At 41.5% G+C, this 26,685-nt stretch carries 50 protein-coding genes; 48 read left to right on the top strand and 2 right to left on the bottom strand.

Going from position 1 to position 26,685, the window contains the following annotated elements:
- Positions 1 to 40: 40 nt before the first annotated feature.
- The 43 genes from ACLPIE_RS02555 to ACLPIE_RS02345 all read left to right on the top strand — a co-directional run bounded on the left by ACLPIE_RS02555 (position 41) and on the right by ACLPIE_RS02345 (position 22,858).
- Complete coding sequence (locus tag ACLPIE_RS02555) at positions 41 to 373, top strand: CII family transcriptional regulator (protein WP_430259349.1); 333 nt, start codon at positions 41 to 43, stop codon at positions 371 to 373.
- Positions 374 to 394: 21 nt separating this feature from the next.
- Positions 395 to 568: a hypothetical protein gene (locus tag ACLPIE_RS02550; protein WP_195848776.1), complete on the top strand. Its 174-nt coding sequence runs from the start codon at positions 395 to 397 to the stop codon at positions 566 to 568.
- Positions 543 to 1,409 (top strand): replication protein, encoded by an 867-nt coding sequence (locus tag ACLPIE_RS02545; RefSeq protein WP_430259347.1) that lies wholly within the window; start codon positions 543 to 545, stop codon positions 1,407 to 1,409. Before ACLPIE_RS02550 ends, ACLPIE_RS02545 begins: the two co-directional genes overlap by 26 nt.
- 114 nt (positions 1,410 to 1,523) lie before the next feature.
- The gene (locus ACLPIE_RS02540) at positions 1,524 to 3,410 is read left to right on the top strand and encodes a toprim domain-containing protein (protein WP_430259345.1); all 1,887 of its coding nucleotides are present in this window, start codon (positions 1,524 to 1,526) and stop codon (positions 3,408 to 3,410) included.
- A 24-nt stretch (positions 3,411 to 3,434) separates the two neighbouring features.
- Positions 3,435 to 3,725 carry a hypothetical protein gene (locus tag ACLPIE_RS02535; RefSeq protein WP_217008197.1) on the top strand — a complete coding sequence of 97 codons (291 nt, stop codon included), beginning with the start codon at positions 3,435 to 3,437 and terminating at the stop codon, positions 3,723 to 3,725.
- Positions 3,725 to 3,928, top strand: coding sequence for a hypothetical protein (locus tag ACLPIE_RS02530; RefSeq protein WP_421667677.1), 204 nt, complete (start codon positions 3,725 to 3,727; stop codon positions 3,926 to 3,928). The genes ACLPIE_RS02535 and ACLPIE_RS02530 overlap by 1 nt, the downstream gene beginning before the upstream one ends.
- Complete coding sequence (locus tag ACLPIE_RS02525) at positions 3,928 to 4,197, top strand: hypothetical protein (protein WP_421667678.1); 270 nt, start codon at positions 3,928 to 3,930, stop codon at positions 4,195 to 4,197. The genes ACLPIE_RS02530 and ACLPIE_RS02525 overlap by 1 nt, the downstream gene beginning before the upstream one ends.
- 34 nt (positions 4,198 to 4,231) lie before the next feature.
- Positions 4,232 to 4,396: a hypothetical protein gene (locus tag ACLPIE_RS02520; protein ID WP_430259342.1), complete on the top strand. Its 165-nt coding sequence runs from the start codon at positions 4,232 to 4,234 to the stop codon at positions 4,394 to 4,396.
- Between the two features lie 3 nt (positions 4,397 to 4,399).
- A complete protein-coding gene (locus ACLPIE_RS02515) occupies positions 4,400 to 4,753 on the top strand; it encodes a hypothetical protein (RefSeq protein WP_430259340.1) in 354 nt (117 codons plus the stop codon).
- Positions 4,754 to 4,773: 20 nt separating this feature from the next.
- Complete coding sequence (locus ACLPIE_RS02510; protein ID WP_430259338.1) at positions 4,774 to 5,010, top strand: hypothetical protein; 237 nt, start codon at positions 4,774 to 4,776, stop codon at positions 5,008 to 5,010.
- Between the two features lie 9 nt (positions 5,011 to 5,019).
- Positions 5,020 to 5,466, top strand: a complete 447-nt coding sequence (locus ACLPIE_RS02505) for a recombination protein NinB (protein WP_430259336.1) — start codon at positions 5,020 to 5,022, stop codon at positions 5,464 to 5,466.
- A gap of 20 nt (positions 5,467 to 5,486) precedes the next feature.
- On the top strand, positions 5,487 to 5,732 hold the full coding sequence (locus tag ACLPIE_RS02500; RefSeq protein WP_430259334.1) for a DUF3310 domain-containing protein: 246 nt from the start codon (positions 5,487 to 5,489) through the stop codon (positions 5,730 to 5,732).
- Between the two features lie 453 nt (positions 5,733 to 6,185).
- Positions 6,186 to 6,386 (top strand): hypothetical protein, encoded by a 201-nt coding sequence (locus ACLPIE_RS02495; RefSeq protein WP_430259332.1) that lies wholly within the window; start codon positions 6,186 to 6,188, stop codon positions 6,384 to 6,386.
- Positions 6,383 to 6,667, top strand: coding sequence for a hypothetical protein (locus ACLPIE_RS02490; protein WP_430259330.1), 285 nt, complete (start codon positions 6,383 to 6,385; stop codon positions 6,665 to 6,667). Before ACLPIE_RS02495 ends, ACLPIE_RS02490 begins: the two co-directional genes overlap by 4 nt.
- A gap of 3 nt (positions 6,668 to 6,670) precedes the next feature.
- Positions 6,671 to 7,054, top strand: a complete 384-nt coding sequence (locus ACLPIE_RS02485; protein ID WP_147675385.1) for an antiterminator Q family protein — start codon at positions 6,671 to 6,673, stop codon at positions 7,052 to 7,054.
- Between the two features lie 357 nt (positions 7,055 to 7,411).
- Entirely contained in the window at positions 7,412 to 8,185 is a 774-nt protein-coding gene (locus ACLPIE_RS02480) for a KilA-N domain-containing protein (protein ID WP_430259327.1), read from the top strand.
- 140 nt (positions 8,186 to 8,325) lie between these two features.
- Positions 8,326 to 8,736 carry a putative holin gene (locus ACLPIE_RS02475; RefSeq protein ID WP_335674254.1) on the top strand — a complete coding sequence of 137 codons (411 nt, stop codon included), beginning with the start codon at positions 8,326 to 8,328 and terminating at the stop codon, positions 8,734 to 8,736.
- Positions 8,733 to 9,023: a hypothetical protein gene (locus tag ACLPIE_RS02470; protein ID WP_335674253.1), complete on the top strand. Its 291-nt coding sequence runs from the start codon at positions 8,733 to 8,735 to the stop codon at positions 9,021 to 9,023. The genes ACLPIE_RS02475 and ACLPIE_RS02470 overlap by 4 nt, the downstream gene beginning before the upstream one ends.
- Positions 9,020 to 9,352, top strand: coding sequence for a M15 family metallopeptidase (locus tag ACLPIE_RS02465; RefSeq protein WP_430259325.1), 333 nt, complete (start codon positions 9,020 to 9,022; stop codon positions 9,350 to 9,352). The genes ACLPIE_RS02470 and ACLPIE_RS02465 overlap by 4 nt, the downstream gene beginning before the upstream one ends.
- Before the next feature lie 46 nt (positions 9,353 to 9,398).
- Positions 9,399 to 9,806 carry a lysis protein gene (locus ACLPIE_RS02460; RefSeq protein ID WP_430259425.1) on the top strand — a complete coding sequence of 136 codons (408 nt, stop codon included), beginning with the start codon at positions 9,399 to 9,401 and terminating at the stop codon, positions 9,804 to 9,806.
- The gene (locus ACLPIE_RS02455; RefSeq protein ID WP_430259323.1) at positions 9,803 to 10,027 is read left to right on the top strand and encodes a hypothetical protein; all 225 of its coding nucleotides are present in this window, start codon (positions 9,803 to 9,805) and stop codon (positions 10,025 to 10,027) included. Before ACLPIE_RS02460 ends, ACLPIE_RS02455 begins: the two co-directional genes overlap by 4 nt.
- An 874-nt stretch (positions 10,028 to 10,901) precedes the next feature.
- On the top strand, positions 10,902 to 11,213 hold the full coding sequence (locus tag ACLPIE_RS02450; RefSeq protein ID WP_430259321.1) for a BRO-N domain-containing protein: 312 nt from the start codon (positions 10,902 to 10,904) through the stop codon (positions 11,211 to 11,213).
- A complete protein-coding gene (locus tag ACLPIE_RS02445; protein ID WP_430259319.1) occupies positions 11,195 to 11,485 on the top strand; it encodes a hypothetical protein in 291 nt (96 codons plus the stop codon). Before ACLPIE_RS02450 ends, ACLPIE_RS02445 begins: the two co-directional genes overlap by 19 nt.
- Complete coding sequence (locus ACLPIE_RS02440; RefSeq protein ID WP_206086887.1) at positions 11,482 to 11,691, top strand: hypothetical protein; 210 nt, start codon at positions 11,482 to 11,484, stop codon at positions 11,689 to 11,691. The genes ACLPIE_RS02445 and ACLPIE_RS02440 overlap by 4 nt, the downstream gene beginning before the upstream one ends.
- Positions 11,688 to 11,843 carry a hypothetical protein gene (locus tag ACLPIE_RS02435; RefSeq protein ID WP_430259317.1) on the top strand — a complete coding sequence of 52 codons (156 nt, stop codon included), beginning with the start codon at positions 11,688 to 11,690 and terminating at the stop codon, positions 11,841 to 11,843. The genes ACLPIE_RS02440 and ACLPIE_RS02435 overlap by 4 nt, the downstream gene beginning before the upstream one ends.
- Positions 11,844 to 11,879: 36 nt before the next feature.
- Entirely contained in the window at positions 11,880 to 12,020 is a 141-nt protein-coding gene (locus ACLPIE_RS02430) for a hypothetical protein (RefSeq protein ID WP_430259315.1), read from the top strand.
- A 6-nt stretch (positions 12,021 to 12,026) separates the two neighbouring features.
- Complete coding sequence (locus ACLPIE_RS02425) at positions 12,027 to 12,218, top strand: hypothetical protein (RefSeq protein ID WP_430259313.1); 192 nt, start codon at positions 12,027 to 12,029, stop codon at positions 12,216 to 12,218.
- Complete coding sequence (locus ACLPIE_RS02420; protein ID WP_430259311.1) at positions 12,215 to 12,394, top strand: hypothetical protein; 180 nt, start codon at positions 12,215 to 12,217, stop codon at positions 12,392 to 12,394. The genes ACLPIE_RS02425 and ACLPIE_RS02420 overlap by 4 nt, the downstream gene beginning before the upstream one ends.
- Before the next feature lie 3 nt (positions 12,395 to 12,397).
- Complete coding sequence (locus tag ACLPIE_RS02415; RefSeq protein WP_430259309.1) at positions 12,398 to 12,643, top strand: DUF2560 family protein; 246 nt, start codon at positions 12,398 to 12,400, stop codon at positions 12,641 to 12,643.
- Between the two features lie 60 nt (positions 12,644 to 12,703).
- Complete coding sequence (locus ACLPIE_RS02410) at positions 12,704 to 13,663, top strand: terminase small subunit (RefSeq protein ID WP_430259307.1); 960 nt, start codon at positions 12,704 to 12,706, stop codon at positions 13,661 to 13,663.
- On the top strand, positions 13,617 to 14,891 hold the full coding sequence (locus ACLPIE_RS02405) for a terminase large subunit domain-containing protein (RefSeq protein WP_430259305.1): 1,275 nt from the start codon (positions 13,617 to 13,619) through the stop codon (positions 14,889 to 14,891). Before ACLPIE_RS02410 ends, ACLPIE_RS02405 begins: the two co-directional genes overlap by 47 nt.
- A 1-nt stretch (position 14,892) precedes the next feature.
- Positions 14,893 to 16,269: a DUF4055 domain-containing protein gene (locus ACLPIE_RS02400; protein WP_430259303.1), complete on the top strand. Its 1,377-nt coding sequence runs from the start codon at positions 14,893 to 14,895 to the stop codon at positions 16,267 to 16,269.
- 8 nt (positions 16,270 to 16,277) lie between these two features.
- A complete protein-coding gene (locus ACLPIE_RS02395; protein WP_430259302.1) occupies positions 16,278 to 17,342 on the top strand; it encodes a minor capsid protein in 1,065 nt (354 codons plus the stop codon).
- A 74-nt stretch (positions 17,343 to 17,416) separates the two neighbouring features.
- Positions 17,417 to 18,121 carry a hypothetical protein gene (locus ACLPIE_RS02390; protein ID WP_430259300.1) on the top strand — a complete coding sequence of 235 codons (705 nt, stop codon included), beginning with the start codon at positions 17,417 to 17,419 and terminating at the stop codon, positions 18,119 to 18,121.
- Positions 18,122 to 18,136: 15 nt separating this feature from the next.
- Complete coding sequence (locus ACLPIE_RS02385) at positions 18,137 to 19,162, top strand: phage coat protein (RefSeq protein ID WP_430259299.1); 1,026 nt, start codon at positions 18,137 to 18,139, stop codon at positions 19,160 to 19,162.
- Positions 19,163 to 19,211: 49 nt separating this feature from the next.
- Positions 19,212 to 19,589: a DUF7370 family protein gene (locus ACLPIE_RS02380; RefSeq protein WP_430259297.1), complete on the top strand. Its 378-nt coding sequence runs from the start codon at positions 19,212 to 19,214 to the stop codon at positions 19,587 to 19,589.
- Position 19,590: 1 nt separating this feature from the next.
- A complete protein-coding gene (locus tag ACLPIE_RS02375) occupies positions 19,591 to 19,962 on the top strand; it encodes a hypothetical protein (protein WP_131679885.1) in 372 nt (123 codons plus the stop codon).
- Between the two features lies 1 nt (position 19,963).
- Entirely contained in the window at positions 19,964 to 20,332 is a 369-nt protein-coding gene (locus ACLPIE_RS02370; protein ID WP_070929144.1) for a hypothetical protein, read from the top strand.
- Positions 20,329 to 20,700 carry a phage tail termination protein gene (locus ACLPIE_RS02365; RefSeq protein ID WP_221078483.1) on the top strand — a complete coding sequence of 124 codons (372 nt, stop codon included), beginning with the start codon at positions 20,329 to 20,331 and terminating at the stop codon, positions 20,698 to 20,700. The genes ACLPIE_RS02370 and ACLPIE_RS02365 overlap by 4 nt, the downstream gene beginning before the upstream one ends.
- 61 nt (positions 20,701 to 20,761) lie before the next feature.
- Positions 20,762 to 21,502, top strand: coding sequence for an Ig-like domain-containing protein (locus tag ACLPIE_RS02360; RefSeq protein WP_125892578.1), 741 nt, complete (start codon positions 20,762 to 20,764; stop codon positions 21,500 to 21,502).
- Positions 21,503 to 21,551: 49 nt separating this feature from the next.
- Positions 21,552 to 22,238, top strand: a complete 687-nt coding sequence (locus ACLPIE_RS02355) for a DUF6246 family protein (protein WP_430259294.1) — start codon at positions 21,552 to 21,554, stop codon at positions 22,236 to 22,238.
- Between the two features lie 2 nt (positions 22,239 to 22,240).
- Entirely contained in the window at positions 22,241 to 22,489 is a 249-nt protein-coding gene (locus tag ACLPIE_RS02350) for a hypothetical protein (RefSeq protein ID WP_105881117.1), read from the top strand.
- 87 nt (positions 22,490 to 22,576) lie between these two features.
- A complete protein-coding gene (locus ACLPIE_RS02345; RefSeq protein WP_105881116.1) occupies positions 22,577 to 22,858 on the top strand; it encodes a hypothetical protein in 282 nt (93 codons plus the stop codon).
- A 22-nt stretch (positions 22,859 to 22,880) separates the two neighbouring features.
- Here the strand turns inward: ACLPIE_RS02345 and ACLPIE_RS02340 are convergent, their stop codons facing one another.
- Complete coding sequence (locus ACLPIE_RS02340; protein ID WP_006661960.1) at positions 22,881 to 23,126, bottom strand: Arc family DNA-binding protein; 246 nt, start codon at positions 23,124 to 23,126, stop codon at positions 22,881 to 22,883.
- Between the two features lie 404 nt (positions 23,127 to 23,530).
- On the opposite strand from ACLPIE_RS02340, the gene ACLPIE_RS02335 reads away from it, so the two are divergent.
- The 3 genes from ACLPIE_RS02335 to ACLPIE_RS02325 all read left to right on the top strand — a co-directional run bounded on the left by ACLPIE_RS02335 (position 23,531) and on the right by ACLPIE_RS02325 (position 24,993).
- The gene (locus ACLPIE_RS02335) at positions 23,531 to 23,977 is read left to right on the top strand and encodes a hypothetical protein (RefSeq protein WP_430259292.1); all 447 of its coding nucleotides are present in this window, start codon (positions 23,531 to 23,533) and stop codon (positions 23,975 to 23,977) included.
- A 3-nt stretch (positions 23,978 to 23,980) separates the two neighbouring features.
- The gene (locus tag ACLPIE_RS02330; RefSeq protein ID WP_275075961.1) at positions 23,981 to 24,418 is read left to right on the top strand and encodes a type II toxin-antitoxin system YafO family toxin; all 438 of its coding nucleotides are present in this window, start codon (positions 23,981 to 23,983) and stop codon (positions 24,416 to 24,418) included.
- A gap of 83 nt (positions 24,419 to 24,501) precedes the next feature.
- The gene (locus ACLPIE_RS02325) at positions 24,502 to 24,993 is read left to right on the top strand and encodes a tetratricopeptide repeat protein (RefSeq protein ID WP_430259290.1); all 492 of its coding nucleotides are present in this window, start codon (positions 24,502 to 24,504) and stop codon (positions 24,991 to 24,993) included.
- Positions 24,994 to 25,035: 42 nt separating this feature from the next.
- Here ACLPIE_RS02325 and ACLPIE_RS02320 read toward each other — a convergent pair whose 3' ends face one another.
- Positions 25,036 to 25,752: a helix-turn-helix domain-containing protein gene (locus tag ACLPIE_RS02320; RefSeq protein WP_415887486.1), complete on the bottom strand. Its 717-nt coding sequence runs from the start codon at positions 25,750 to 25,752 to the stop codon at positions 25,036 to 25,038.
- A 90-nt stretch (positions 25,753 to 25,842) separates the two neighbouring features.
- Here ACLPIE_RS02320 and ACLPIE_RS02315 point away from each other — a divergent pair, with 90 nt between their 5' ends.
- Positions 25,843 to 26,013, top strand: coding sequence for a hypothetical protein (locus ACLPIE_RS02315; protein ID WP_162762217.1), 171 nt, complete (start codon positions 25,843 to 25,845; stop codon positions 26,011 to 26,013).
- A 72-nt stretch (positions 26,014 to 26,085) separates the two neighbouring features.
- The gene (locus ACLPIE_RS02310; RefSeq protein ID WP_272524273.1) at positions 26,086 to 26,658 is read left to right on the top strand and encodes a BRO-N domain-containing protein; all 573 of its coding nucleotides are present in this window, start codon (positions 26,086 to 26,088) and stop codon (positions 26,656 to 26,658) included.
- Positions 26,659 to 26,685 lie beyond the last annotated feature (27 nt).

Below are 26,685 nucleotides of genomic sequence, written 5' to 3'. Positions count from 1 at the left end.
GCAACGGACTAACTGTATCTATTTAATGGAATATTAAATTATGGACTATGCAAACAACAGCAAGTTTCGAGAAATCGAATCAAAAATCATGAAAGGAATTCTTGTCACTGGAGCCCGTGAAGTGGCGAAAAGAACAGGAATGCACGAATCGCAAATATCGAGAATGCAATACCCACAAGATAAAGCGAATTTAAGCTTCGTACAACGCTGCGCAAGGCTTTTAGCAGCTATTGAGTACGACAAGTCAGATGACACGGTAATTATTCAGGGTGATGAGGCTAGGGCATTAATTCAGATGCTAGAGCATGTCAGATACCCAAAAAGAAAAACCTCAAAGGCGGCAACCGATGAGGCTCAGATGGAACTTATTTAAACAACAACTAATGAGGTAATTATGGCAAAAAAACGCCGTTTTATCAACCAAAACCAAGAAGAAAGAGTACATCCTGATAGCCCTGATGGGCTATTGGTCGCAGCTGCAAAAAATAGGGATTTCGGCAAACGATTTGTCGAAGAGTTTAGAAAGCAACAAGGAGGTCAGCATGTCAGCGGAAATAAAATATCTTGATGATTTTAGACCTGAGCTAAAGGTCGTGGAGAGCAAAGTGGCTGACCTTGATAACGGCTACACCAGAATAGCCAATGAGCTGCTTGAGGCTGTCATGCTTGCCAATTTAACTCAACATCAATTGTTAGTTTTCTTTGCTATTGCCAGAAAGACTTACGGCTATAACAAAAAATCTGATTGGGTTGGTAATGAGCAACTTTCAAAGTTAACTGGAATGTTGCCGCACAAGTGTTCAGCAGCTAAAAGTGAGTTAGTTTCCAGAGGGATTTTATTGTCAGAAAAACGTCATGTTTCAATCAATAAAAACATCCATGAATGGAAAGAAAAACAAGTTTACCCGAAAAAGGTAAGTTTACCAGAATCAGGTAAGAAAACATTACCCGAATCAGGTAAAAGCGATTACCCGAATCAGGTAAACACAAAAGACAATACTACAAAAGAAAAGAAAGATAATAAAAACACTATGAGCGAAGAGGTTCGCTCGACGGATGAAAAATCAAATTCTGAGCCTACAAAACAAGATCCCTTTATCGAGCCATTCGAAAAGATATTTTGGATTGCAGGGATGCGGAAGGTTGGCAAGGACAAAAGCAAGACGGCATTTAAATCGAAATTCAAAGAGTGGCGGAAAGAAACTGGCGGTTCAATCGATGAGTTTGCCAAGTTCCTTGCTGATGATATTCAGTGCAGATTACGTACTCAGCAATTTGGGTTTGATAAAATGCATCCGACAACCTACCTAAACGGCAGTCGCTGGACTGACGAGAAGCCAGAGTTATCACAATCCACAACGCAGCAATCATCCATCACGGTATCTAAAAACGGTCTCGTATTCTACTGAGGCGAAAATGAAATCAACTATCAAATCAATGTTAATTCGTGGTTATTGCCACGGATGGCTAAGTGCTGATTTCGTTCGGTACTGGTTCTGGAAGTTAAACTTGAGGGAAGCTTAATGACAATTACGGAACTGTCAGATCGCCTTTGGGATGATGTTGACCGAGTGGCGAAGTATTTATTGCCTAACGGCAAAAAAGAGCATAACGAGTGGGTAGCTGGTTCGGTAAATGGTGAATCAGGCAAGAGCTTGAAAATAAACCTTTCAGGTAAGCGCGTTTGGTCTGATTTCGCAGAGGGGATTGGCGGTGACTTACTGGATTTGTGGGTTGAAGTTAGGGATTGCAGTTTGCATCAAGCCATGACTGAGGCTAAGCAGTATCTAGGCATTCACGACGATGACCACCACTTTTCAGCGAAGAGCCAAAAGAAATTTAGCCGACCCAAAAACGAATCACTTAAGAAAAACATTCGAAAAACTGAAAATTGTTTTACCTATCTAGAAGGTCGTGGGATTAGCAGAAAAACAGCCGAAGAATTTAAGGTCTGTGACGCTGTAGTCTGGTCTCATGATGTTAGCCGTGAATTACCCGCTATCGCCTTCCCGTACAAGCGAGACGGTGAATTATTGCAGGTAAAGCGAATTAGCACCGAGCGACCAAATGGCAAAAAAGCGATTTCAGTTGAGGCAGATTGTGAGCCTTGTTTGTACGGTTGGGATCAGATACCGAAAGACGCAAGAGCAGTAATTATTTGTGAGGGCGAAATTGACTGCATGAGCTACCACGAATATGGGTTAGCCGCGTTATCTGTGCCATTCGGAGGGGGAAAAGGTGCTAAACAACAATGGATTGAGTTTGAGTATCACAACCTAGACCGTTTTACCGAGATTTGGCTGTCGCTAGATGCTGACGAAGTAGGGCGAGAAGCAGCAAAAGAGATTGCTAATCGACTTGGTGAATATCGTTGTCGCCTTGTTTCACTGCCGAAAAAAGATATCAACGAATGCCTACAGGCTGGAATTACCCAAGAAGAAATCATTAAGTACCTCGAAACCGCAACCTACTTTGACCCTGATGAGTTATGCAGTGCCCGTGAGTTTATGCAGGACACCATCCAAGCATTCTATGGAAAAGAGCAATATCTTTTCAGAAGCCCGTGGGAAACATTAAATCACCAATTCAGCTTTAGAGAGTCGGAATTAACCATTCTCAATGGGGTGAACGGTCACGGTAAAAGCGAAATTCTAGGTCATATGCTTTGCGAGGCAATGAGACAAGGGGCTAGGGCTTGCGTGGCATCATTCGAGCTTAAACCAGCGATATTTCTTAAACGCCTAACGCGCCAAGCAACCTGCAACAAATTACCTACAAACATGGAGATTGAATCAGCCTTTGGATTTTATGACGATCGCCTTTGGTTATTTGCGCTGACAGGAACAGCGAAAGCCAAAAAGCTATTGGAGATATTCCAGTATGCAAACCGACGCTACGGAATAAACCTTTTTGTTATCGATAGCTTGATGAAATGCGGAATTGACGATGATGACTACAACGGGCAAAAGGAATTTTTAGACGCAATATGCGACTTCAAAAATAAAACCAATAGCCATGTCATTCTAGTCACTCATAGCCGCAAATCTGATAGCGAAGATAAACCCACAGGGAAAATGGACGTGAAAGGCTCAGGCTCAATCACTGACCTGACAGATAACCTGTTTATCATCTGGCGCAATAAACGCCGCGAGAGGGCTTTACAGAAGCTACAAGCAGGGCAGCAATTAACTCCAGAGGAACAGAATCACACAGCAGAACCAGCATCCGTATTGTGTCTGGAGAAGCAACGAAACGGTGAAGGTTGGGAAGGCAAGATCCCGTTATACCTTGAAGAGCGTTCGCACCAATTTTTAATCATGGAAGGCGGCTCACCATACAACTACATCGCTAACATGCCTAGCTCAGAGTATGACCAAGTATGGCAGAGCGAACACGTCACCGAGTATTAACACACCAAATCATAAGGACTTCAGATGAAATCAAAACGAACCAGCATGAGATTGGTTAACTTTTCTCGCGAAAATTCAGGTCGAATGGATAAAGTTTATGAAGTTAGGCATGAAAACCAAAAGACAATATTAGAGCAGAAGCTAACCATCAAAAGGGATGAGTTTGGCAGGTTTAGCGTTGATGTTGCAATGGATGACTTCCCTCGCATCGATAACGAACTAGATACAATGCTGAAATATGCAGACTGGCTAGAGCGAATGGGAATAGCAATTCGCAGAGAAGCTAAGCGTGCAATTAAGCGAGGTGTTGAGTGATGAAAATAATTAGCTGGCTTATCACTTGGCGATGGGTGTTTAAGCAATCTGTGATGGAGTCAGGAATGACAACACAAGGCGCAATCAGCATGAAAACATCAATGGTGCGGAACAATTTATTCGGCTGTAGAAATAGCGCATTCATTCACCGAGACATGCAACGAATGATTGATGCGGCAGCAAGAAAAAATAGGGGTGAGTGATGAAAGGAACAACGTTAACGGAGCTGAATAAAGCCTACTTACGCCAAGGTAGATTTATAGCTGGTCGATATATTCATGCGAACGCTAAATACTTCAGGCAAAGAACAGACGCAATATTTTTTGAGCATGAATTAGCAGCCGACAAGCACAGACCACGCGGCAAGGCATATTTGCGATTAATGGAAATCGAGAACTTAGCCAACACAATGAAGTTTAAAGCGTTGCAAGAAAAAATTTGCCAACGGGAGGCATCTAATGCAGGGAACTAATCCAACAGACTTTGAAAAGTGATGCGCTAAAGAAATGGGTCACACGATTGAATACATGATCATGCAGCGTAAGAAAAACATGTTTGGTGGCATTGAATACAAGCATGAAGAAATTGATAAGCGATATCGCGCTTGGGGTGCTGCGACGTCATATATCAGAGGAAAACTTAATATTCAGAAAACCAATGCCAGAGGGTGAATGATGAGGTACTACAAACAATATCCAGTAACGCTCAAGCACTTTCTTCACAGACCAACATGGGCAGCAACGGCAGGATATGACTTTAATTACATTGATTGCATGGCGTATGTTGCAGATTCGTATAGTGAATATATGAAAACCCGTGATTGGTTATTTTGGCTAGATAGTGAGATTAGAGAATTACCAATGACCATATTGATGCTGTTTTTCATGCTATTTATTGCACTATCAACGCCTTTTCTTTACCCCTTCTACAGCATAGTAACTTACATAAATTGCAAGCGAAGCCTGAAAGATGAAGTAACAGAAATTGTTGACACAAACCTATCAGTTTGGCTGCGTGACTTTGAATAATTGGAACAGGAGAGCTAACAGTGAGTGATAATAAAAAGACACTTGCGCAGGAAATTATCGATAGCTACAAAGGGAACCCGATAGCAACTACTGTTGTATTTATTCTACTTCCAATTCTCTTGGTGCTGTCAGCTATAAGAACCATTCTGATATATAACAAGAAAATTGCTAATGGGTTATTCAATAGTTATGACAAAGGGCTAAAGGTAATTGGGGTTGCATTGTTGAAAATGAAGAAGTTTGACAGAAAGAAATAGGAGGCTAACTTGGAGAAAGCCACAAAGTTTCTTCTAAGAAATAAACAGATACGAGATAACCTGATAGCAGCAATACACACCTTACCCCTCAACGAAGAATTCCCCCTAGAAGTAAAAATCTCAGAATCCAGCCGAACACTACCGCAGAACGACATGTTTCATGCGCTATGTGGTGATGTATCAAAGCAAATGACACTCAACAATGAACCACTGAAATTATGGCAGTGGAAGAATGTCTTTGTATCTGGTCACTGGATGGTTACTACGGGAGCGAAAGAATCGCCATTAATTCAGGGTATCGAGGGTGAGCTATTAAATATCCGAGAGAGCACGTCTCAGATGGGCAAGAAGCGCATGAGTAGCTTAATTGAATACTCGACAGCTTGGGCGGTAGAAAGTGGCGTGAAGCTGCGTACAACTCGTTATGAATACAACTACTACGGTCACAGGGAATAACTCAAGGAGCAGCAAGAGAGATGAAAGATAACGTAAACAACCCATCCCACTACGCATCAGGTGACATTGAATGCATCGATGCTATGAAAGCCAGCATGACCCATGAAGCATTCTTGGGATATCTCAAGGGCAATATCCAAAAATACGTCTGGCGATATGAAAAGAAAGTTAACCCTGTTGAGGACTTGAAGAAAGCCCGTTGGTATATGAATCGACTTGTTGAAGAAGTGGAGAATTATCATGAAGAACATGCTAGCGACAATTGAATCTAAATCGATATTTAAAGTTTCCCATCGTAGTAAACCCAAACAGCCACCAAGCAATATTACATTCGACCCGATGAAATCTATCAATGACAACAAACACGTACGAACAGCGAGGACGAGAAAATGATTAGAACCCGACATGTAATTCTATTCTTTTCGATTGTTACTTTAGCGATGGGGTTTATGGGGGTATAGATGGCACTAAAACGCGATAAATACGATATTGTATTTTCGCAGTTAGTCAGGGAACGAACGGATTACGAATGCGACTACTGCGGAAGACACTTTAGACACGAACCTTCAAAACTTCACTGCTCACACTTCAAATCACGACGACACAAAGCAACTCGATATCATCCTCTCAATGCCTTCTCTCACTGCGCTGGCTGTCACCGAAAACTAGGCGAAGACCCACACGAATTCAATGCTCACGCCGTTATTACTTACAGCGAGATGACCATTGATAGCGTGGCTCGTCTAGCAGGAACAGCGGTGAAGTTAAAACCGTGGCAAATGGATGATTTATACCAGCACATGAAAGGTGAGCTTAAACGGCTTCAGGAGCTGCGTAGTGATGGCGTAACAGGTCGGATTGAGTTCACGCTGCCAGATTGGTATCAGCACGGCATAACTTATCAGATGGGGGATATATGAAGGCTGAAATTACGACCATTCCTGAGCTACTTGTCAGAACATACGGGAATATGGCTGAAGTTTCCAGATACCTAGGATGCTATAGAGCAACAGTAAAAAAATACTCTAAAGATGTTAACGCAGAAGGCCATGTAGTCATTAATGGTCGCCTAATGACGATATATAAAACAAGAGTGAAAGGCACATCCAGTCTCGCCAAAGAATTAGATAGTGCCGCTTCTATTGTGAAATGTATTAAACCTGAAGCTACCTGCAAAAGCTCGCAAATTAACACGAGGTGAAAAATGCGCGATATTCAGCTTGTGTTAGAACGATGGGGAGCTTGGGCAGCGGATAATACAGAATCAGTGCAATGGTATTCTGTAGCGGCTGGGTTCAGTAGTTTAATTCCAAGTAAGGTGAAGTCACGAGACCAGTGCTGCGAAGATGATGCAATGATTATCTCCGAATGCATGGCTCAACTAAATAAGAAAGATAGCGAAATGCATGACCTGCTACTCGATTATTATCTGTTTGGTATGACATTCATTCAGTTGGCTAAAAAGCACAAATGCTCTGATGGACATATTGGGAAAAAGCTACAAAAAGCGGAGGGGCAAATCGACGGAATGTTGATGTGGTTAGATATAACCTTGGAAATGGATAAATATGTAGAAAAAATCCATTAAATCACTTTACGTACGTAAAATAGCTGATATTGTGATAAGAGTGACAACAACGTCAGCAGCTTATAGAGCCTCACTTCGGTGGGGCTTTTTATTTAACTGAAGTTGGCAAAGCGTATCGCTTGTAAGTCCAATATTGGTGCATGAGTAGCGCTCCATGCCGTTAGCCCACGAAACGGGCATTAATTCCAACTACTGCAAAATATGCAGTAGTTCAAAATATCGTTGGGCAATAGTCCTAACAGAACAATATTTCAAGAGGTCGCCTAGTGCGGCCTTTTTCGCATATACATTAATTTCACTTTAGTTTTACTCTCGCTTGCCATAAAGTATATGTGGACTTTTTTGCGAGGAGATGTAATGAATCAACTAGAGTTAGAATTACCATTAATTTCTAGGCAAGAAAATAATGTTGTTATTTCTCAAAGGGCGCATGATGGATATATTAATGCTACAGCCATGTGTCAGGCAGCAGGCAAGCGGCTTAATCATTACCTTGATAATGCATCATCAAAAGCTTTTATTTCCGAACTGTCTATCGACACCGGAATTCCGGCATCGGAATTAATTCAAATAGTTAGGGGAGGAAATCCTTATATCCAAGGGACTTGGGTTCATCCTCAAGTGGCTATAAATCTTGGTCAGTGGGCATCTCCAAAATTTGCAGTTCTTGTATCAAAATGGGTATTTGATTGGATGTCTGGTGGTAAGCAGAGTCAGTCTGCGATGCCATACCATGTCCGACGATATATGATTAACAGAGAAAAAATACCGCCAACCCACTTTTCTATGCTTGATCAAATGACGCTTAAGCTTCTTGCTCCCCTTGAAAGTAGAGGGTACATGTTGCCTCAAAAATTAATGCCAGATATCTCGTTAGGTAGATTTTTTAGTGACATCCTAAGAGCCAAAGGGTATGACCCAGATTCATTTCCTACCTATGAGCATGAGTTTGATGACGGAAGAAGGCCAGTGGTAGAGGCTAGGCTTTATCCAAATGAGCTGATAACTATGTTTAATTATGAAATCAATAACTGGATAAAAAACAAATCTATAACTTATTTCAAAGGTAGAGATGCAGAGGCGTTACCTCTTCTAAATGATATTATCTTAGCTTTACCTGCACCAGAGTAAATTATGAATTATTTATAACAAGCCTCACTTTATGTGGGGCTTTTTCATATACGCCGCCACAGAATTCTAATCACACACACTTAATTGACGCATAGAGATTGTGCGCGGCTATCTATTAACTAAAAAACACAGGTGTTTATATGCCAAGTACCGCGACTGGTGCTATCGTCGGCGGTGCGGGCGGTGGCGTTATGGGCGTTTTTATTGGTGATATTAATTATGGTGTCATTACTGGCGCTGTGATTGGTGCAACCGTTGCTGTTATTGCTTCCAAAGATAATAACAGAAAGAAAATTCTCTTATTTGTCCTTTCATTTCTGACGGGCGCTTTAATTACTGAGCCTGTTGACAGAATACTAAAAGAAAAGCTTGATTATGAGCTTGGCGGCACATTAACAGCAATTCTTGTATCTGCTTTATTCATTTCTGCATTATTGATTGTTGCAAAGAGCGAAACGCTAACTAAAGCGCTTACTTGGCTTCCTCGTCTGATAGAGAAAAACTTCACGACAATTGTCGATGTTCTATCAAAGCGGAGGGATAAAGAATGACTTATATCCTTTCAGTTTTTAATGACAAACAACTTCTTTTTAATTGGGTCAATGTCTTGATTATTGTCTTGATAGCGATTCGATTATTTCTATGTGAGTACAAGCGAAACCGTGATTCATGGGTTGGAACTGCGCTGATTATTTTATGTGTGTGGGAAATCTATGACTTACTAAACGCACAGGCTACGGCGGGACTTTCGAGTATCGCTAGTAATATATTTCTTGGTGCGCTGGTCTTTGCTGCCAAGGGGAATGTAATGCAAGTATTTAAGAGGGTTAACAAATGACACTAGGTGAAAAACAACGCAAGTTTACTCGTATGATTGCTGATTTGATTACCTTCGCATACGACAATGGCTATGAGCTGACATTTTCAGAAGCATACCGAACACCAGAACAGGCGGCATTGAATGCTAAGAAAGGTTCAGGCATTAAAAACAGCTTACACACTCAGCGTCTAGCTGTAGATTTCAACCTGTTTAAAGATGGTAGATACCTTACCGCTTCAAGTGATCATAAATTGCTTGGTGAGTATTGGGAATCCATTGGCGGTACGTGGGGCGGTCGATTCAATGACGGCAATCATTACTCGTTAGAGCACAATGGCGTGAAGTGATATGAAACTTGGCGAAACGATAGTATCCGTTGGTATTATCTTGGCAATGACCCTTTGTGTGGCGTGGCAGGGTAACAGGATTGATAAGCTAAAAATTTCAAATGCCGAATTAACTAGCCAACTCTCTCAGCAAGTAGAAATTAACAAAGACTACGAAAAGCGCATTAACTCCCTTCACAAACTCGACACTAAACACACAACGGAACTCACAAATGCAAAAGCTGAAATTGACCAGTTGCGTATTGCTGCTGAGCGCAATCCTGAGCGGGTGTATATCAGAGCCAGTTGTCCGAAAGGCGAAACCAATTCCACCTCCACCGTGGATGATGGAGCAACCGCCAGACCTACTGACTCCGCTATCGGAAATTATTGGTTACTCAGACAACGAATCGCAGAGTCCAAACAAATGATACTTGGTTTGCAAGATTACATTAGAACGGAGTGTTTAAAATGAGTCAGACTTTAGGTCAAAAGTTAGTTGGCGTTAGTTTCAACCCTAGCGGAAATATCATGGTAGATGCTGTAAAGCAAAATGCAGCGGATACGATTGATTTAATTCAGGACAGCATGCAAAGAGCTACTTCAGAAGAAGCTTTGATGATTCACAACGAAGCCATTCGTCGAATTATGGATGCTCAGATGTGGTCTGTAAAAGCTATCACTTGGAAAGATTAACTCAAGATAAAGAATGAAGCCCCTGTAAACGACGCAGGGGCTTAGTTATATAAAGATAAAAATGTAAATGCGGTAGCATCTGCCACCAATAGTAAGCTTAGTTAATGATTTATAAATGTACAATATATATAGTCAAATAATAACTATCCCCTGATTTCTCAGAGGCTTTTTAATATCTACGGGAGAAATACCTATCGTGGCAGCACAAGGTTTCGATAAACCAGAACAATTTCGAGATGAGTTTGATAAAAGCATTCCGAAAGAATAAAAAAAAGCCTCTGTAAGCTGAGGCATAAAAATTCGGAATGTTTATTACTAGTTCTATGAATAGCCCAAATGTCGTAAGGGCGTGCGCATAATATCAACATAAGTAAAATAATCTAGGCGAAAATTGTTACAGAATACGGAAAGGAGTTTTTCAGAACGAGTAATATCGCAATAACACCAGAGCAAATCAAGGCTCTTAATGGTAGCAAGGTATGAAAACAGGAACATTGCAACTATCGATTTCAGTGAAATTCAATCATTAATTAGCAAGCCAAAAGAAAGGCATGTCTTTGGATTTAGATGGCGCAAATAAAACAACGAGCCTCGCAATAGCGGGGCTTTTTAATAGATGTGATTCCACCATATAAGGGGGTGATTTCATCTTGACTGCTAGGAACAGACTAGAAGCGACCTGATTAACGTAGTGATACGTGATGATGGTTGCGAACTCTACGCATTTCACCCTGTGCACCACATGCACACACATCTAAAAACATCGAACCGTTATTTAGGAATGAGCCTTTGAGGATGTCAGTTATAGCTGATACTGCTTCGATGGGCTGATCTCCTATGTGGCAAGGGTTCATTACTAAGTAAGGACAGTATCATGAGTAAATCATTAGTTTTTAAAGGTAACGAAGTTATCCCATTTGATAATGGTGATGGAAAGGTTTGGTTTACCAACAAACAACTTTCAGAGTTACTTGAGTATAAAGATGAATCATCGGTGACTCGTATTTTTAATAGAAACAAAGATGAGTTTACAGATGGTATGTCTCAGACGGTCAGCTTGACCGTTAGCAATAAAAACAATGAGATACAAAATAAGAGAGTAAGGATATTTTCGATTAGAGGCGCTCACTTGGTAGGAATTCTATCTAAGACTGATGTGCAAAAGCTTTGCGTCGCTGGCTATTAGATTTAGCTGAGAAAGAGTCCAAGCCGCAAACAGGGTTGGCAAACCTTGATATGGATGAGCTTAAAAGTTTAACTATCAATGAAATGCAAAATAGACTAGTAGCGGCTGACAATTGGTCATTTGAGAATTTCGGCAAGAAAGGCAGTGACCTAATGAACTTACGCAAGCGTCACTTAAAGAAAATACGTAAAGCTAAGAAAGCCATTATGGATTTATCGCAGCTAACCTTACCTGACATGGGGGATTTTCCAAATGGAGAAGAACCTGCATGAATGCTGAACAATTTATAGAGAAAAACGTACAGGCCGAGTTAAAGAAGCTCGGCTTTTCTTTATCTATCGCTCAGATGGCTAGCAACATGGCATTAGATCACTACCGCAAAAGTTCACAGGCAAGTCGCAAAGGTGGATTGTTTGATGATTGCTTAAATGTGGCTAAAGCATGGGCGATTAAGTATTCAGGCGGCAAGAAGAAATGACCAAGCAAGAGAAAGAAACAATATGCATTCTCCAGCGTCAGATACAGCAATCCCTTGAGTACATTGAATCAGGACGAATTGAAGAGGGTCGATTGGTCGCTGTAATTGTTGAGCGTGGATTGGATAAATTACTCAGCAAATCGAAGAAATGAATAGGTCGCTCAGCGGCCTTTTTTATTGGGTGGAATATGAAGAGTAAAAACAAGCCACATATCCGATTAACCCCGCAAGGGTGGCACGCCAAACTAAGACAATACAATGCGATAGGCAAATCACCACAGGAAGCTATAAAGAGCTTAAATGAGTTCTTAGGTGAGCAGCAAAGGTAATTGAATATGAATAAATACAACATAGACGCCAAGACTACAGGATTTGGAACAAAGGTAGATGTAACCGATGGTGAGCTAACAGCTTGTTTGCGTCAGGCTGGAGAGGTAAGGCGCATCACTGTTACTGGTCGCGGCAATATACGGCAGATAAAAACCATCGCCAAGACATTCTATAACGCACTGAAAGGTGGTTCATGAAAACAGGAACACTAGCATTACAGATTTCAGTGAAATTTAAATGGTGGGTCAATCCATACATATCCACTTTGAAACTATTTTGCCTAACGCTTGGTATTGAGCCTGACTACGACAAGGTAGGTGAGTTCATCGCTAAGCGTGGGCTAATTACAACGAAACACATAACAACAAGGTAAATCATGACTGATAAATTAACACGCTCACAGCAAATCCGCTTAGAGCTACTCACATTAGCAAGCAACGATACAGCAGCAGCGCAAAAGGCGATTGATTATATCGCTGATGATGAATTGAAGTTTGAACTATACAAGAAGCTATGGGGCACAACATTCAACGATGGGTCGATGATTAACAAGGCAGATACAACGGTGCAGAAAACAAAAGAAGCGCTGATCCTGTTTGCAGATGAGAACGCCAAGAAATAACCAATCACAAAGCCAGTTTATGCGGACTGGTTTTCTAATTTGTTATGAGGATATGAATATATGGCTAGGCTGGACTGGAGCGAGCTACAAAAACAGTTCCTGTCTGACCATGCCGCTACAGGGATATCACCGAAAGAGTGGTGTGAGTCTCAGGGATTAAAATATACAACTGCGAAGCGCTACATTAAAACTGCGAACAAAACTGCGAATTCGCAAATTGAAAATAGCGCGAAATCATTAGCTGATGATAAAGAGTTAACAACACAGCAAAAGAAATTTATTGTTGAATATCTGATAGATGGAAATGCAACACAAGCAGCTATAAGAGCTGGGTATAGTGAAAAGACAGCGCGAGAGCAAGGTTATCAACTACTTCATAAAACTTCAGTTGCGAACGAAATTGCGAATCAGCAAAAGCAATCGCTTTCACGCGCACTTATCGATGCTGATGATGTTCTGGCTAAAGCATGGGGATTAGCTACATTCGATGCCAATGAGTTATCACAATATCGCATAGGCTGCTGTCATTACTGCTGGGGTGTTGACTACAACTACCAGTGGACTGAAGCTGAATATCAAAAGGCTTTGGCTAAAGCGATGGCGCGAGGTCAGGATGAGCCAGATTGTTCAGGTGGTACTGATTTCAATAGAACGCTTGACCCTAACCCTGAATGTCCAGTTTGTGGCGGTGAGGGAGAGGGTCGAGTATTCATTCAAGATACCCGCAAACTTTCATCATCAGCTCGTCTAGCTTACTCAGGAACAAAAGTCACTCAGAATGGTATCGAGATACTTTCTATCAGCCGTGAAAAAATGTTTGAACTCATTATGCGTCGAGTTGGCCTTGCGGATAGCGAGACGGCGCAAAAATTACAGAAGTTAGAAATTGAACGCAGGCAACTTGAGATAGAAAAACTTCGCAGAGAAATCGATACCGAGAAAGAGCAACCTATAACACGAATGGAGGTGGTAATTGTCGGGGAGAACGATACGAACGACACTGACACCACCACAGGGTAAGTTTTTTAGCCTAACTTGCAAATATCCAGCATTTGTCGGTGGTTTCGGTACTGGCAAAACAGAAACAATGGCGGTATCTGCCTTTAGAGATGCTTCCCACTCATCCAGCGCGCTGATCGCAATGTACGAGCCAACCTATGACTTGATTAGGCTTATTCTTGCCCCGCGTATGGAGGAAAAGCTATCTGAGTTTGGAGTTAGGTACAAATACAACAAATCAGAAAACATCATTTACACAGCAACATCAGGTATCGGTGATTTCGTTCTGAGGACGTTAGATAACCCAGCACGTATTGTTGGTTATGAGTCTTATCGTTCTCACATTGATGAAATAGACACGTTAAAAGAGCAGCACGCCTCCGCTGTATGGGTGAAAGTTATCGCCCGTAATCGTCAGCGACCTAATGGCGTTCCTGACCCATTCAACAGGGTTAGCGTATACACAACCCCAGAAGGCTTTAGGTTTGTTTATAAAACTTGGAAACGTGATCCAAAGCCCGGCTATGAAATGGTTCAAGCATCAACTTATAGCAATCCATTTCTACCGCATGATTATGCCGATTCTCTAAAAGAGAGTTACCCACCTCAGCTAATTGAAGCTTACCTAAATGGTGACTTCGTTAACTTGACTAGTGGCACGGTATATCACTGTTACGACAGGAAGCTAAATAACAGTCTTGAATCAGTTCAGGGTGATGAGCCTATCTTTGTTGGTATGGATTTTAACGTTGGGAAGATGTCAGCGATTGTTCATGTTGTTCGCAATGGGTTTCCTCATGCCGTAGATGAAGTAATAGATGGCTATGACACACCTGATGTTATCAAGACATTATTCTCACGTTATCCAGAAAACAAAATACACGTTTACCCAGATGCTAGCGGTAACAGCCGTAAGTCTGTGAATGCGTCTGAGACGGATATTGCTCTATTACGAAAAGCAAATTTTACGGTCCATGTTGATGGGACTAACCCTTCGGTAAAAGATAGGGTTAACGCAATGAATGCAATGTTTTTAAATGCTGAAGGTGAACGTAGATACTTTGTTAATTCTATGAGGTGTCCACGTTACGCTGAATCATTAGAACAGCAAATATGGGCCCCTAATGGTGAACCAGACAAAACGGCAGGATTTGACCATGCCAACGATGGTGGAGGTTATTACATCGTCAAACAATTCCCTATCATTAGACGTGTTCTTACCGAACCGTTCTCGATTAACTGGAACTAATATGAATACAAACGTTGATTATAAACATCCAGCGTACAGCGAGTTTTTGCCTGAGTGGGACATGATCGGCGATTGTGTTGATGGCGAACGAGTTGTTAAAAGTAAAAAAGAAAAATACTTACCACATCCTGCGGATAAAAAAGAAAACGATGACAAAGACAATGAACGCTATAAGCGTTATTTAGCTAGAGCCTCGTTTCTGAATGCCACAGGTAGAACGCTAAGTGGCTTACTTGGTATAGCATTTGGCAAGCCAGTAAAGATTAGCGTCAGCGGAGGCGTTGAGTATTTGGAAACTGACATTGACGGGCAAGGCCAGCCGTTAACTCAGATGATAAGGGATGCTTTATCGCAAAACTTACAGCGTGGACGCGCTGGGTTGTTAAGTGACTTCAGTGGCTCAGGTGTCCAGTCTGAAGCTAACAAAGGTCGTCCATATATTCGATTGTTTACAGCAAAAGAAATCATTAACTGGCGAGTGACGAACGGGAAAACATCACTCGTTGTTCTTCAATATCAAGAGCCAGTTGATACCGAAGATTTTGAGCTGAAAATGCAGAATAACTGGATTGAATTGAGGCTTATTAATGACGTGGCCCATTCTCGACGCTGGTATGAAGATGGCGATATCAAAGTCACAGCTTGGGTTGTATTAAGTGACGCGAGTGGAAAGCCTCTTAATGAGCTCCCATGGTCATGGATTGGGTCTATGAACAACGACCACACGCCTGATGCTCCACCACTGGCAGATATTGCCTATGTAAACATCAAACATTATCAAGCTGAGGCAGACATTGCAGAATCAGCGCATACGGTTGGTCAGCCGATGATTGCACTAACAGGCCTTACTGATGACTGGGTGAAAAATCACTTAGCAGATGGCTTCACTGTTGGCTCTCGTAAAGGTGTGTTGCTTCCTGTCGGCGGTGATATGAAGTTTGCCCAGCCAGAGGATAGGAATATTCAAATCACACTAGCGGAGCGCAGAGAGAAGCAAATGGCAATGTTAGGGGCTAAGTTGGTTGAGCGCGGTACATCGGCTAGAACAGCCACACAGGCTCAGGATGAGGCACAAACAGATAACTCTGTGCTTTCATTGTGTGCTGGCAATGTGGAGCAGGCTTTTAACCGAGCGCTTGGATTCTGCATTCAGTTTGCGGGAAGTGGTGAGGCGACTATCGAATTGAACAAAGTTTACGATATTGCACAATTAGATTCTCAAGCAATTACGGCTTTACTTGCTGCTCTGCAATCAGGTGCTATGCGAATGATTGATTTTGTTAAGTACCTGCAAAGTATCAATATTATTCCGCAAGATGAGAAAGCTGAGGATGTTATCGAAGAGATAGAATTATCTAGAGCTAACTCAATGATGTAGAGGTGAGTATGCAATCACAATTGATGTTAGACAACTCAATGATGATCCAAATTCTCCTAGAACGCCTCAAATCTGGCATTGTTGATAGTGAGGAAATGCAAAAAGAGTTAAGGGCGGCAGTTGCTAAGGCATTAGCTAATTTCTCAGGCCAGATAACATCGAGGTCAAAACTAAATGCCATCATTGCTGAGTTAAAGCGAGAGTTATCACCAGTTCTGACCAGTTATTCTGAATATTTACTGCAATTGGTTATCGATATTGGTATTGAGTCAAGTCAGCTTGAAGTTGATAGCCTGTCACAGATAGTGACAAATGAAATAAGCAAGCCTAGTGCTGATAAAGTTGAGAAATCTATCTTAAATGTACCACTGATATTAACAGCTTGGGGAGGCTCACTGTTCCTCAAGAAGTTTATATCCTCTTGGGTAAATAGTTCAGTCCAACAAGTAGAGAATCAGGCTGTTTTAGCTATGGCTGCACAAAGTAATATTCAAACTCTACAGGCGACTATTAACGGGGCTGCAATTGATAGGTCGCAGGTTACAACATCAACAATATCTCGCATCACTTATAACTACCGAACGATTGCAAATACGGCTATTCAACATGCTCATACATGCGCGGCTCAGGAGTTTTATAAGGAGAATGACGATTTAATCAAAGAGGAAGAGTTTAGCGCCATACTGGACAATAAAACATCATCTACGTGTAGGGCTTTATCTGGTAATAGATATCCGGTTGGTGTTGGTCCAATGCCTCCGCTTCATCCGAACTGCCGAAGCCAGCGATTGCCAATTCTAAATGATAGATTTGCTGATTTGATAGTCACTAGGCCAGTTGGCAGGTCTGAATGGGGCGAGGAGAATTATTATGAGTGGTTAACTCGCCAGCCTGCAAAGCGCCAAGATTTAATACTTGGCCCAACGAGAGGAAAGCTATTTCGTGATGGTGGTCTGTCGCCTGAGAGATTCGCACAGCTACAGTTACACAAAAACTTTAAACCGATGACGCTCAAGGATATGCAAAAGCTTGCACCTGAAGCATTTGAGCGAGCCGGAATTGAATTGAAATAACACAGACCCGCCACTGAGCGGGTTTTTTATTATCTGCGGTCAGAGGCTGCACCATCTAAACCAGAGGTTTGACGATGTTTAAATATTTATTAACGAAAGAAGAGTTTGACGCATTAACCGATGAGCAAAAGGCCTTTTACAAAGAGTCTGGCGGCAATTACCAACTTCAAATTGAAGGAATGCCTGATATTCCAGATGTGTCTGGAATGAAAAAGAAAATGGATGAGCTTCTTGCGGAAAAGAAAGCAGAGCAAGAAAAACGCCAGCAAGCCGAAGATGCAGCGAAGAAAGCGGCGGAAGATCAGGCTCGCAAAAATGGCGACATCGAATCATTGGAAAAAAGTTGGGCTGAAAAGCTAAAAGCACGTGAAACCGAGCTGTTAGCACAGTTGCAGGAAAAAGACGCAAGCCTACACACGCTTTTGGTTGATAACGTTGCACAGACATTGGCCACAAAATTGGCTGGCGATGCTGCTCCGTTAATCATGCCACACATTAAATCCCGCTTATCAGTAGAGGAAGGCAAAACACGAGTCGTTGATTCGGCTGGTCATCCGTCCGCATTCACTATTGATGATCTAGAAAAAGAGTTTCGTAGTAACCCGTTATTTGCACCAGTCATCATTGGGAGCAAGGCAACAGGAACAGGGGGAGATACGCATCACCACTCGACAGGGAAAAGCACTGGCAAAACGTGGAAAGACTACACAGAGGCAGAGCGAATCCGTTTGTTTGAAGAAAATCCAGAGGAATTCAAACGCCTCGCAAAAACGCAATAATTAGGAGAGTAAAGAATGGCAACAACACGTTTATCGGACATTTTCCGTGGTGACTACTATCAAGCAATTGAGCCACAGAATAGTCCTGAAAAAACAGCAGTATTTGAGTCTGGGATTATCACCCGATTACCACAACTGGACGCTATCGCTTCTGGAAGCCAAGGTACTGCGACAATTAACTACTGGAATGACTTGGATGCAAATGAAGCACCGAATGCAACCTCTGATGATCCAGACCAAATCGGACAGGTAGGAAAAGCAAGTCAATCAAGCCTGAAATCTCGCGTTTTGTATCTTAACAAAGGCTATGGGGTTGCAGATTTAGCGGCTGAGTTGGCGAACAGCGAACCTATGTCTCATATTCGCAATCGTTTTGGTACTTATTGGACTCGTCAATGGCAGCGTTATCTCATTGGCACAGCCCGCGGGATTATTGGAAGTAATATTGCAAACAACGACAGCGATATGGTCATTGAAGGTGGTGAGATTATCTCAGCTAACAACCTGATTGATGCCGCATTTACCGCTGGTGATGCCGCTGACACGTTCAGTGCTATTGGCGTGCATTCCGTCATTATGAAACAAATGGCCACCCAAAATCTAATTGAAACTATTCGAGATTCCGATGGGCGCATTATCCTGCAAACTTACCTAGGTAAGCCAATCTTTATGGATGATAGCCTGAAGAATGAAGATGGGCGTTACTTAACAGTGTTCTTTGGTAGCGGGGCATTTGGTTATGGCAGCGGTTCACCACACACGCCAGTAGAGCTTGATCGCAAGGCATCTGGCGGTAATGGCGGCGGGGCAGAGGTGTTGTGGGAACGTAAGACTTTTATTCTTCAACCAGCAGGCTTTAGTTGGTTAGGAGAGGAAGACCCAAGCAAAACACCAACAAACATTGAGATTGCTAATCCAGCCAATTGGGCTCGTAAGTTTGAGCGTAAAAACGTTCCATTTGCAGCGGTATTGAGTGGTAAGGCAGATGGCGCTGGTACTCGTTCAGTAAAACAAAAAACTGAAAATTCAGACGGTAAATAAGGCTAGTAAACAACAGGGGCTTAGGCCCCTTTAATATTCAGGCGGTCTCATGGCTGTAGACATAACAATCGAACAGGTTCAGGAGTTGCTTGATTCAATGGGCTTTGAGGCTCCTGATTTTATTATTGAGTCATTTATCACTATTGCAAATGGAGTAGATGACTGTCTTGACGCTTCAAACTATCCAGAAAGTACGGCTAGGCTCATCAAGCTTTATGCTGTTGTTTTGATGCTGTCATCCGCCGATGTGAGGAAAACAACATCAGAGCACGCACCATCAGGCGCTTCTCGCTCATATCAATACTTTGATGACGGGAGAAAGCAACTTGCTAACCTGTTATCAAATCTAGACACATCGGGCTGTACTGATTCATTGCCAATCAATAGGCCGCAAAATCTAGTTCAGTTTGACGTCTTTAGGAGTTGATATGGCGAAAATGTCTCGCTGGTCATACAAGAGTGTTGCGACTGTTTATCCAGTAAGCAAGGGAGGGAAATGGGGCGATGAAACTATATATGGCGAACCTTATCTCATTGATTGCAACTGGGTGGATAGTAACGAAAAGGCAATTGATGCTGATGGAAGCGAATTCATCTCTCGCTCGGTGTTTAATACTGAGGCGCTCCATAAAGGTAAGCCTGTAAAATTACCTGAGATTGGCTATTACATCGCTAAGGGGGACACTCGGATAACCCTAGACCCTAGAGAGGTCGAGGGTGGTAGTTCGATAATTAAAGCTATTGATGGCTTTGACACTCGAATGTTTAGGCAAGACCCTGATTACAAAATAAGGACTTGATATGGCAACTAGGGTTAGAGGTATTAATGAGGCTAGGGCTGCTTTATCAAGGATTGTTGGTGATATTACCGCTAATAAAGCGACAAGGGCTATGCACAGGGCGTTAGATATTGGAGGCAGGCAAGCAGCCGTCTACACGCCAATCGATACAAAGACATTAATCAACTCAAGCTATCGGTCGGTTAGAGTGAATGGAACGATATTAACTGGGCGCGTTGGCTATAGCGCTAGTTATGCTGTTTATGTTCATGACCCTAGGGTTGTACAAAAGTTTAAGCGCCCAACAGCCAAGAAGCTTTTCCTTGATTCAGGTTTTGAAGAAACAAGGGAAATGATTGACGCTGCGATAATGGAGGAAATGAGGTTGTGATTATTGACGATTTCTTTGACTACTTAGAGCGCGGAAATGTGACAGGTGACTTTGACTTCATTCAGCCGTACCTATGGAACGAGAAACCAAATTCAAAGGCGGGGCGATACTTAGTTGTACAAGCGTCAGACGGTAGTGGTCGATTTGGTGAATTGTCTGCTGATGATTATATCGATGTGTTAGTTATATCGGCTCAGGATGATGTGCCTTGGGCTGCAAAGAAAGCGGAATCAATACTCCAGTACGTCACCAATAACCCAAGCGATTGTAGTTTAAACTCAGTATTTAACATGGGTGGATTACCTAACCCTATACCAACATCAGATAACAGGGTCATATTCAGGCTCTCATTCCGCTGCTTATCATAAACAAACAAATCTCAAACTAGGTCGCCAATGTGCGGCCTTTTTTATTTATAAGAGAGGCAACATGCAAGGTTGTACTACTAGCTCAGACATCATGACTGGGCGATTGAAAACTGTCGAGTTGGCATATGGTTGTCCTGACCAGTTCCCGACTGACGAAGAGTTAAAACTAAATGGCCTGCCAACATCGGTAACGTGGGATTTAGCGCCTGAAACGCTGGTTTCTGATGCTGATAATGGCGGTATTTCTTCCACTATGATTTCAAACCTTGACCCGACTTACTCGATTGAAGGTGAAGTACGTCTTCATGACCGTTCTGATGAGTTTGGTATTCAGCAATTTATTAAATACGTTGTTGATGAGATTAAGGCCCGTCGTCAGCCTACCGTGTGGATGCGTTTGCACTGGGGTGATTACTATCACATTGGCTATATGAACGTTACTGGACTAAGTGACGGCGGTGGTGTGAAAGAGATTGTAACCTATAGCTTAGAGTTAAAACTGGCTGATGGAACTACTTTCCAAGTTATAGAAGATGACAACGCCATCCCTGTGACGAATGTTGCGGTGTCGCCTAAAACTGCATCCGTTGAAGTAGGTAAGACAACGCAATTATCGGCAACAGTGACGCCTAGCAACGCAACTAATAAAGCGATTGTGTGGAAAAGCTCTGATGCAGGTAAGGCAACTGTTACACCAAATGGCCTAGTTACTGGCATCGCGGCTGGCAAAGTTACCATCACAGCAACAACCGCTGATGGTGGCCTGACCGATACGTCCGAAGTGACCGTAACGGCTCCTTAATATTACAAAGGGTACTTACGAGTGCCCTTGATAATACTAGGAGTATCTTATGACACCGAAAATAGAATATGGCGAGTTCGCTGTTCAAACACCTAATAACGAGTACATTTTTAGCCCGTCATTTAATGCAATGACGAATATCGGTAGCCCATCAGAAATAGTTGATACCTTCACGGTTTTATCTGGTTCTGTCGTTAGTGGGGCCATTTCATTATTAGCGGCATATTCGCTTAACGGCGGTTCAAATAGTAATTGGCTGTTGAAATATTTGAAGAAAAGTACATCTCGCAAATTGTTATCCTCAGCAATGATTGTGATGCAGGCGTGTTGTGATAAGGACTGTGACGAGTTAATAGGCCAATGGCGCGCTGGTAAAAACGGCACAACTTACCGCATGGGGAAGCTGCCAATATCTGACATTATCGTGTTGGCTAGAGAGTTGATGATCCATGGCGTAATTGGCAAGGTGAAAATCAGGAAGCTACAGCGCAATGAAAGCGATAAAGAGTTCACTGATTCATTTAATGCTGTCGAATATATCAATGCATCCCGTGTCCACTTTGAAATGAACCGTGATGAAGCTGAAAAGCTCACAATGTCTGAGTTTCTGATGATGCTTAAAGCTAAGTATCCAGAGGAAAAAGGTTTCACTAAAGAAGAATATGACACCGCTGTTGATGATTATTTCGAGCGTAAAAAACGTCGAATTGCACAAGCTAAAGCGAACAAGGGGTAACTATGTATTTACATGTTTTACGCAAAAATCCTGTAGGTAAGCTTAATGTAGAGCAAGAGTTGATTAAAATAAGTAGTATTGAGTTCACTAGTGGTTTTTCATCTAACAATAGAAATTATGATGATGTTGTTATCATTTGCAGGGTTGATACATCAAGGGAAAATAATCCAATGTTTATTGAATTAAAAGAGGGTGATGTGTTTAAGGTGTTAAGTGAATCTGGCGTTGTTTTACAGGAATTTAAAAAGTAACACTCATCTATTAAACCCGAGGATATAAAACTATGAACTACTTTGCAGAGGGGCACTTCTAGGTAACTAATTTAACCTAGGAGTAATATGAAAAAGATTAAGCAGCAGTACAGAAACGCTATTATTGAAGGGGCTTGGTGTTGGTATCCAAGTTTACGAAACAATTGTCATAAAAGCTTTAGCACCAAGCAAGAAAAAAGCACCTATGCCATGCATTACATTGAATATAAAGGCTCGATGCTTAAATTAAGAGCTGCTCGTGGTTTTTGTTTGGTTGACTCTCGGTATGACTTACCAACAAGCGCTTATAAGCTCAGCAAAAGCTGGAAGCATAATTCCAGACGCAAACATCAATACTATCGTGAGTGAGATAAAGCCCTCAATAATGGGGCTACTTTTTAATCCCTAATTTTTCCTTAACGACTTCCATCTCTCGTTCAAGCTGGAATATGCGCTCAGCCGCATCAGAAATCGTTAAAACTTCAACGTGAGAATTACGCAGTATCCAATATTCGATAGCTGCGACCATTTCCTGATTGGCTGACCGATTATTAAATTCAGCTAATTCTTGAATTCTATCTTTTAAATCAGTCGGTAATCTGAGGTTAACCTGCGGATGCTTATATTTTCTTTCCATGCCACCTATCCTCAAAAAGTCTCATTCTAGATAGGTGTTTTTTAGGTATCAATGCGTACCAAGTAGGTATCATTGTATATGTATACAGTATTTTTGGTGCGGATGGGCCTTTTTTGGTGATTTTTATTGCTAGTCGTGATGGCCATTATGGTTGTAGTGCCCACTATAAATGGTGGGTATTATCGAGGTGCGGCATTATACACCTCGATATTCAAGATACAAGTAGAGCTTGCAGTTAAGTTAACTTAATTCTAATATACTCCAAGGTATATTTAGCAATTTGATAAGGCATGAAAATGAATCCTTTACTAAAGCATTGTTTTGCAGCGATTTTGTCGGGTGGAATACTGAGTGTTCCTTCGTATTCGCTCGCTGACGTATGTAACGATAAGGAGTCGCATGTCATGAAGAGAAATGTGATTGATAATGTTACAGAGCTTAAGGATGAGTATGCAGAAAGAAATAAGATAGTGGCTAACTTAGCCGATCAGATTAATGCATATTACTTTAGCTTGTTAGAAATGGACGAGGATCAAATCCGTGGCGTTATGATACAAAACGGACTAGAAGAAAATAAAGCTTGCGAAGCTGTCTTGAGGGGGTTTGAAAATGTTCTCAAGGTTAGAGTTAAGCAAGACGACTTGTCCGACGAAGAAAAAATGGAAATGAAATCATACTTGCGAACGGTTGCTAAGGCTAGATATGCAATAGCTCGCTTAAATGATTTTTCTCGTCAGTTATTCACTATCCCTAAAACGTTCGAAAGTGATATAGACTTTAATGCTTTAAGGGAATTAGCTGATTACACAACTAAGAAAATAATTTCAGGTGACTATTCCTTTACTGGCTAATTCATGGACGAAATAGAAGTAACTATAAACGAGCAAACAAGAAATCAATTTTTTGGCGACTTATTCCAAAAACATTTAGATCTCGAAGCTAAGCTACTCAAAGACTTTAAAAAGTATAAGTCAGATGAGGGGATTCCTAGTTATTTCGGAAGAGATGTTTCATACGTTAAGCCATATTCAGCTGAAAAAGCTTGCTTGATGCACATTCATTTAAAAATACCGCCAGATAAATTTCCAGATGATAGGGTTCAATATTACAGAACTCACAAAAAAGGAAATCCTGAAAAAGACATCTGCTTGGTATATGTGCAAGGGCTTATTGAAGATCACCGATACTCAATTATAGCCATACTACATCCTGATGCTCACCTGAAAGCACAAGACTATAAGGTCATGGATGAGCTGGCGCAAATAGCTCAAAAATTTAGAGATGAAAATTAACCTGCTTCGGCAGGTTTTTTGTTTGCTTCAATTTGCACTCCCGCTAAGCTAACATTACTGAAATTAACTGATGGGATGGTGAGATGAAAAGAGTACTAATGATAGGGATGTTGACTTCACTTTTATCCGGATGTTACGAGTCTGAGGTGCCCTGTGATGTAAGCGATAAGTTGCTATGCATTTATGCTGAGAATGGCATTGCAAAATCTCAAATAGAGTTGGCTGCAATATATTATGAGGGTGATTATAGCAAGCCAGATTATAACAAGGCGTTTTATTGGGGTGAAAAAGCTGCTTTAAGTGGAGATGTTGATGCTCAGACAATGATTGGTGAAATGTATTATCGTGGGAAAGGTGTTGAACAAGACTATAGTAAGGCATTTCATTGGTTTACCGAAGCAGATAAACAAGGTGATGATTTCGCCAAGGAAATGCTAGGAGTCATGTATTATGATGGGCGTGGAGTTGATGAGAATGAAACGCTGGCATACGAATACTTTAAAAAAGCCTGTGAGGCAGGCAGACCGTTTAGTTGCTCAAGATATAACAATTCAAAAGAGATTAATTTAAATTAACATCTCCTAGCCTAGCCCGTCCTTGGGCTGGGTGGTTAGGCATTAATCATCAAATGAGTCAATGTCAAACATTTTTGAGGTCCTACTAAACGCTGGAAGTTGAAACTCAACAGCAATTGCAGGGAATATCATTATTTTTTTATCTTCAATGTCATGGTTACTTACAGTTTCACTTGGATACCTCCTATCATTAGGAACAAGTGATGAAGTAGTCAATCCTTTAAATAGTCTACGAAACACATACTCACCATTAGCGAACGCCAAGACGTAATCCTGATCATGTGCATCAAGTAGTGGCTCGAAAACAACTATAGGCTCACTTGAAAATGAAATAGAGTCATTTGCACTAATCTCCATCGCTGGATCTTTTATACGTACAGCAAAGGTCAGGTTACTAACTTCATATTTAGCAGGATAAAATTCATCTGTTATGTAGATTGGAGACATGCTTGTAAGCCAATGGGTCACCATTTCTAATGGGATAATGGGTATTTTATTAACCTTATCAGAAAAGCCATTGATGTTTTTTATCCCTGATAACCCATCACCAGTGGCTAGCCATTCAGGAGTAGTCCCTAGCGCCCCTGCTAGTTTAATCAATACATTAGCTCTAGGTTTAGATTCGTGACCTTCATATGCAGCTATTTGGCGTTGGGAAACACCAGTCAGCTTCGCCAGCTCTGCTTGAGTCAATGATAGCTCATGCCTTGCTGCCATGACTCGAGTATGAAACCCTTCGTTTATTTCATGTTTTTTCATCTTAAATCTCTAAAACTTCATTTTTAAGTTGACCATATAAAATAATGAAGTATTATGAAGTGGAGTGAAGCATTCAAATGAGGATACACGATGAAAAATGAAAGTAAAGTAGCTAATCCAACTCAAGTTAGAATCCCACATGAACTTAAGGATGGGATAGAAAGAACCGCTAAGAAGTATATGCGTTCTAAACAGGCGGATATTATCTATCGTTTAAAGTTAGTAGACGAGATGGAGAGGAATGGTGAAATTGTTATCTAAAAGAAAGAAACCTCAGAAGCGCAAACTAGCTGAGGTTTCAGTGCCAAATAAACCAGCGAAGGAATAAGTGACATGAACATTGTAGCTAAAACAGACTTAACTTTCCAGAACTTCACATTCAATCCAATCGTTGAAGATGGTCAAGTGTGGTTAACATCAACTGAAATTGCACAGGTATTAGGGTATAGCCGCACAGATAACGTAAGTAAGCTTTATGCACGTAACGCTGATGAGTTTACAGACTCCATGACAATGACCGTCAATATGACGTTCAACGGGATAAACAATAGCTTACGTAACAAATCGGTCAGAGTTTACTCACTTCGTGGCGCTCACTTGATCGCAATGTTTTCTAACACACCTGTAGCAAAGCAATTTCGTAAATGGGTGTTGGATATCTTGGATAAGGAGGTTGAGGAAAAACAAAACTTGCCAACAACAAGGCAGAAATCAGTTAGTACTGACGGATTACTCGCTAGATTAAACTTAATTTGTGATACATGGGATTTGGCTAAAGATGATATCGCAGCGTTTGATCCAAAGATGGCTAACCGACTTGGTGCGACTATGAATATGTTTTGGATGTACACGGCAAGTATGAAAAAGATAGCAAGTAAAAAGCAGGTAAGGAGATTAACACATTGATTAGCACTAAAAGCAGAAAAGCCGATA

Origin of the sequence: Providencia sp. Me31A, from assembly GCF_050487165.1 — a bacterium.
GTDB lineage: Bacteria > Pseudomonadota > Gammaproteobacteria > Enterobacterales > Enterobacteriaceae > Providencia.
This window is presented reverse-complemented; position numbering and strand designations above follow the sequence as displayed.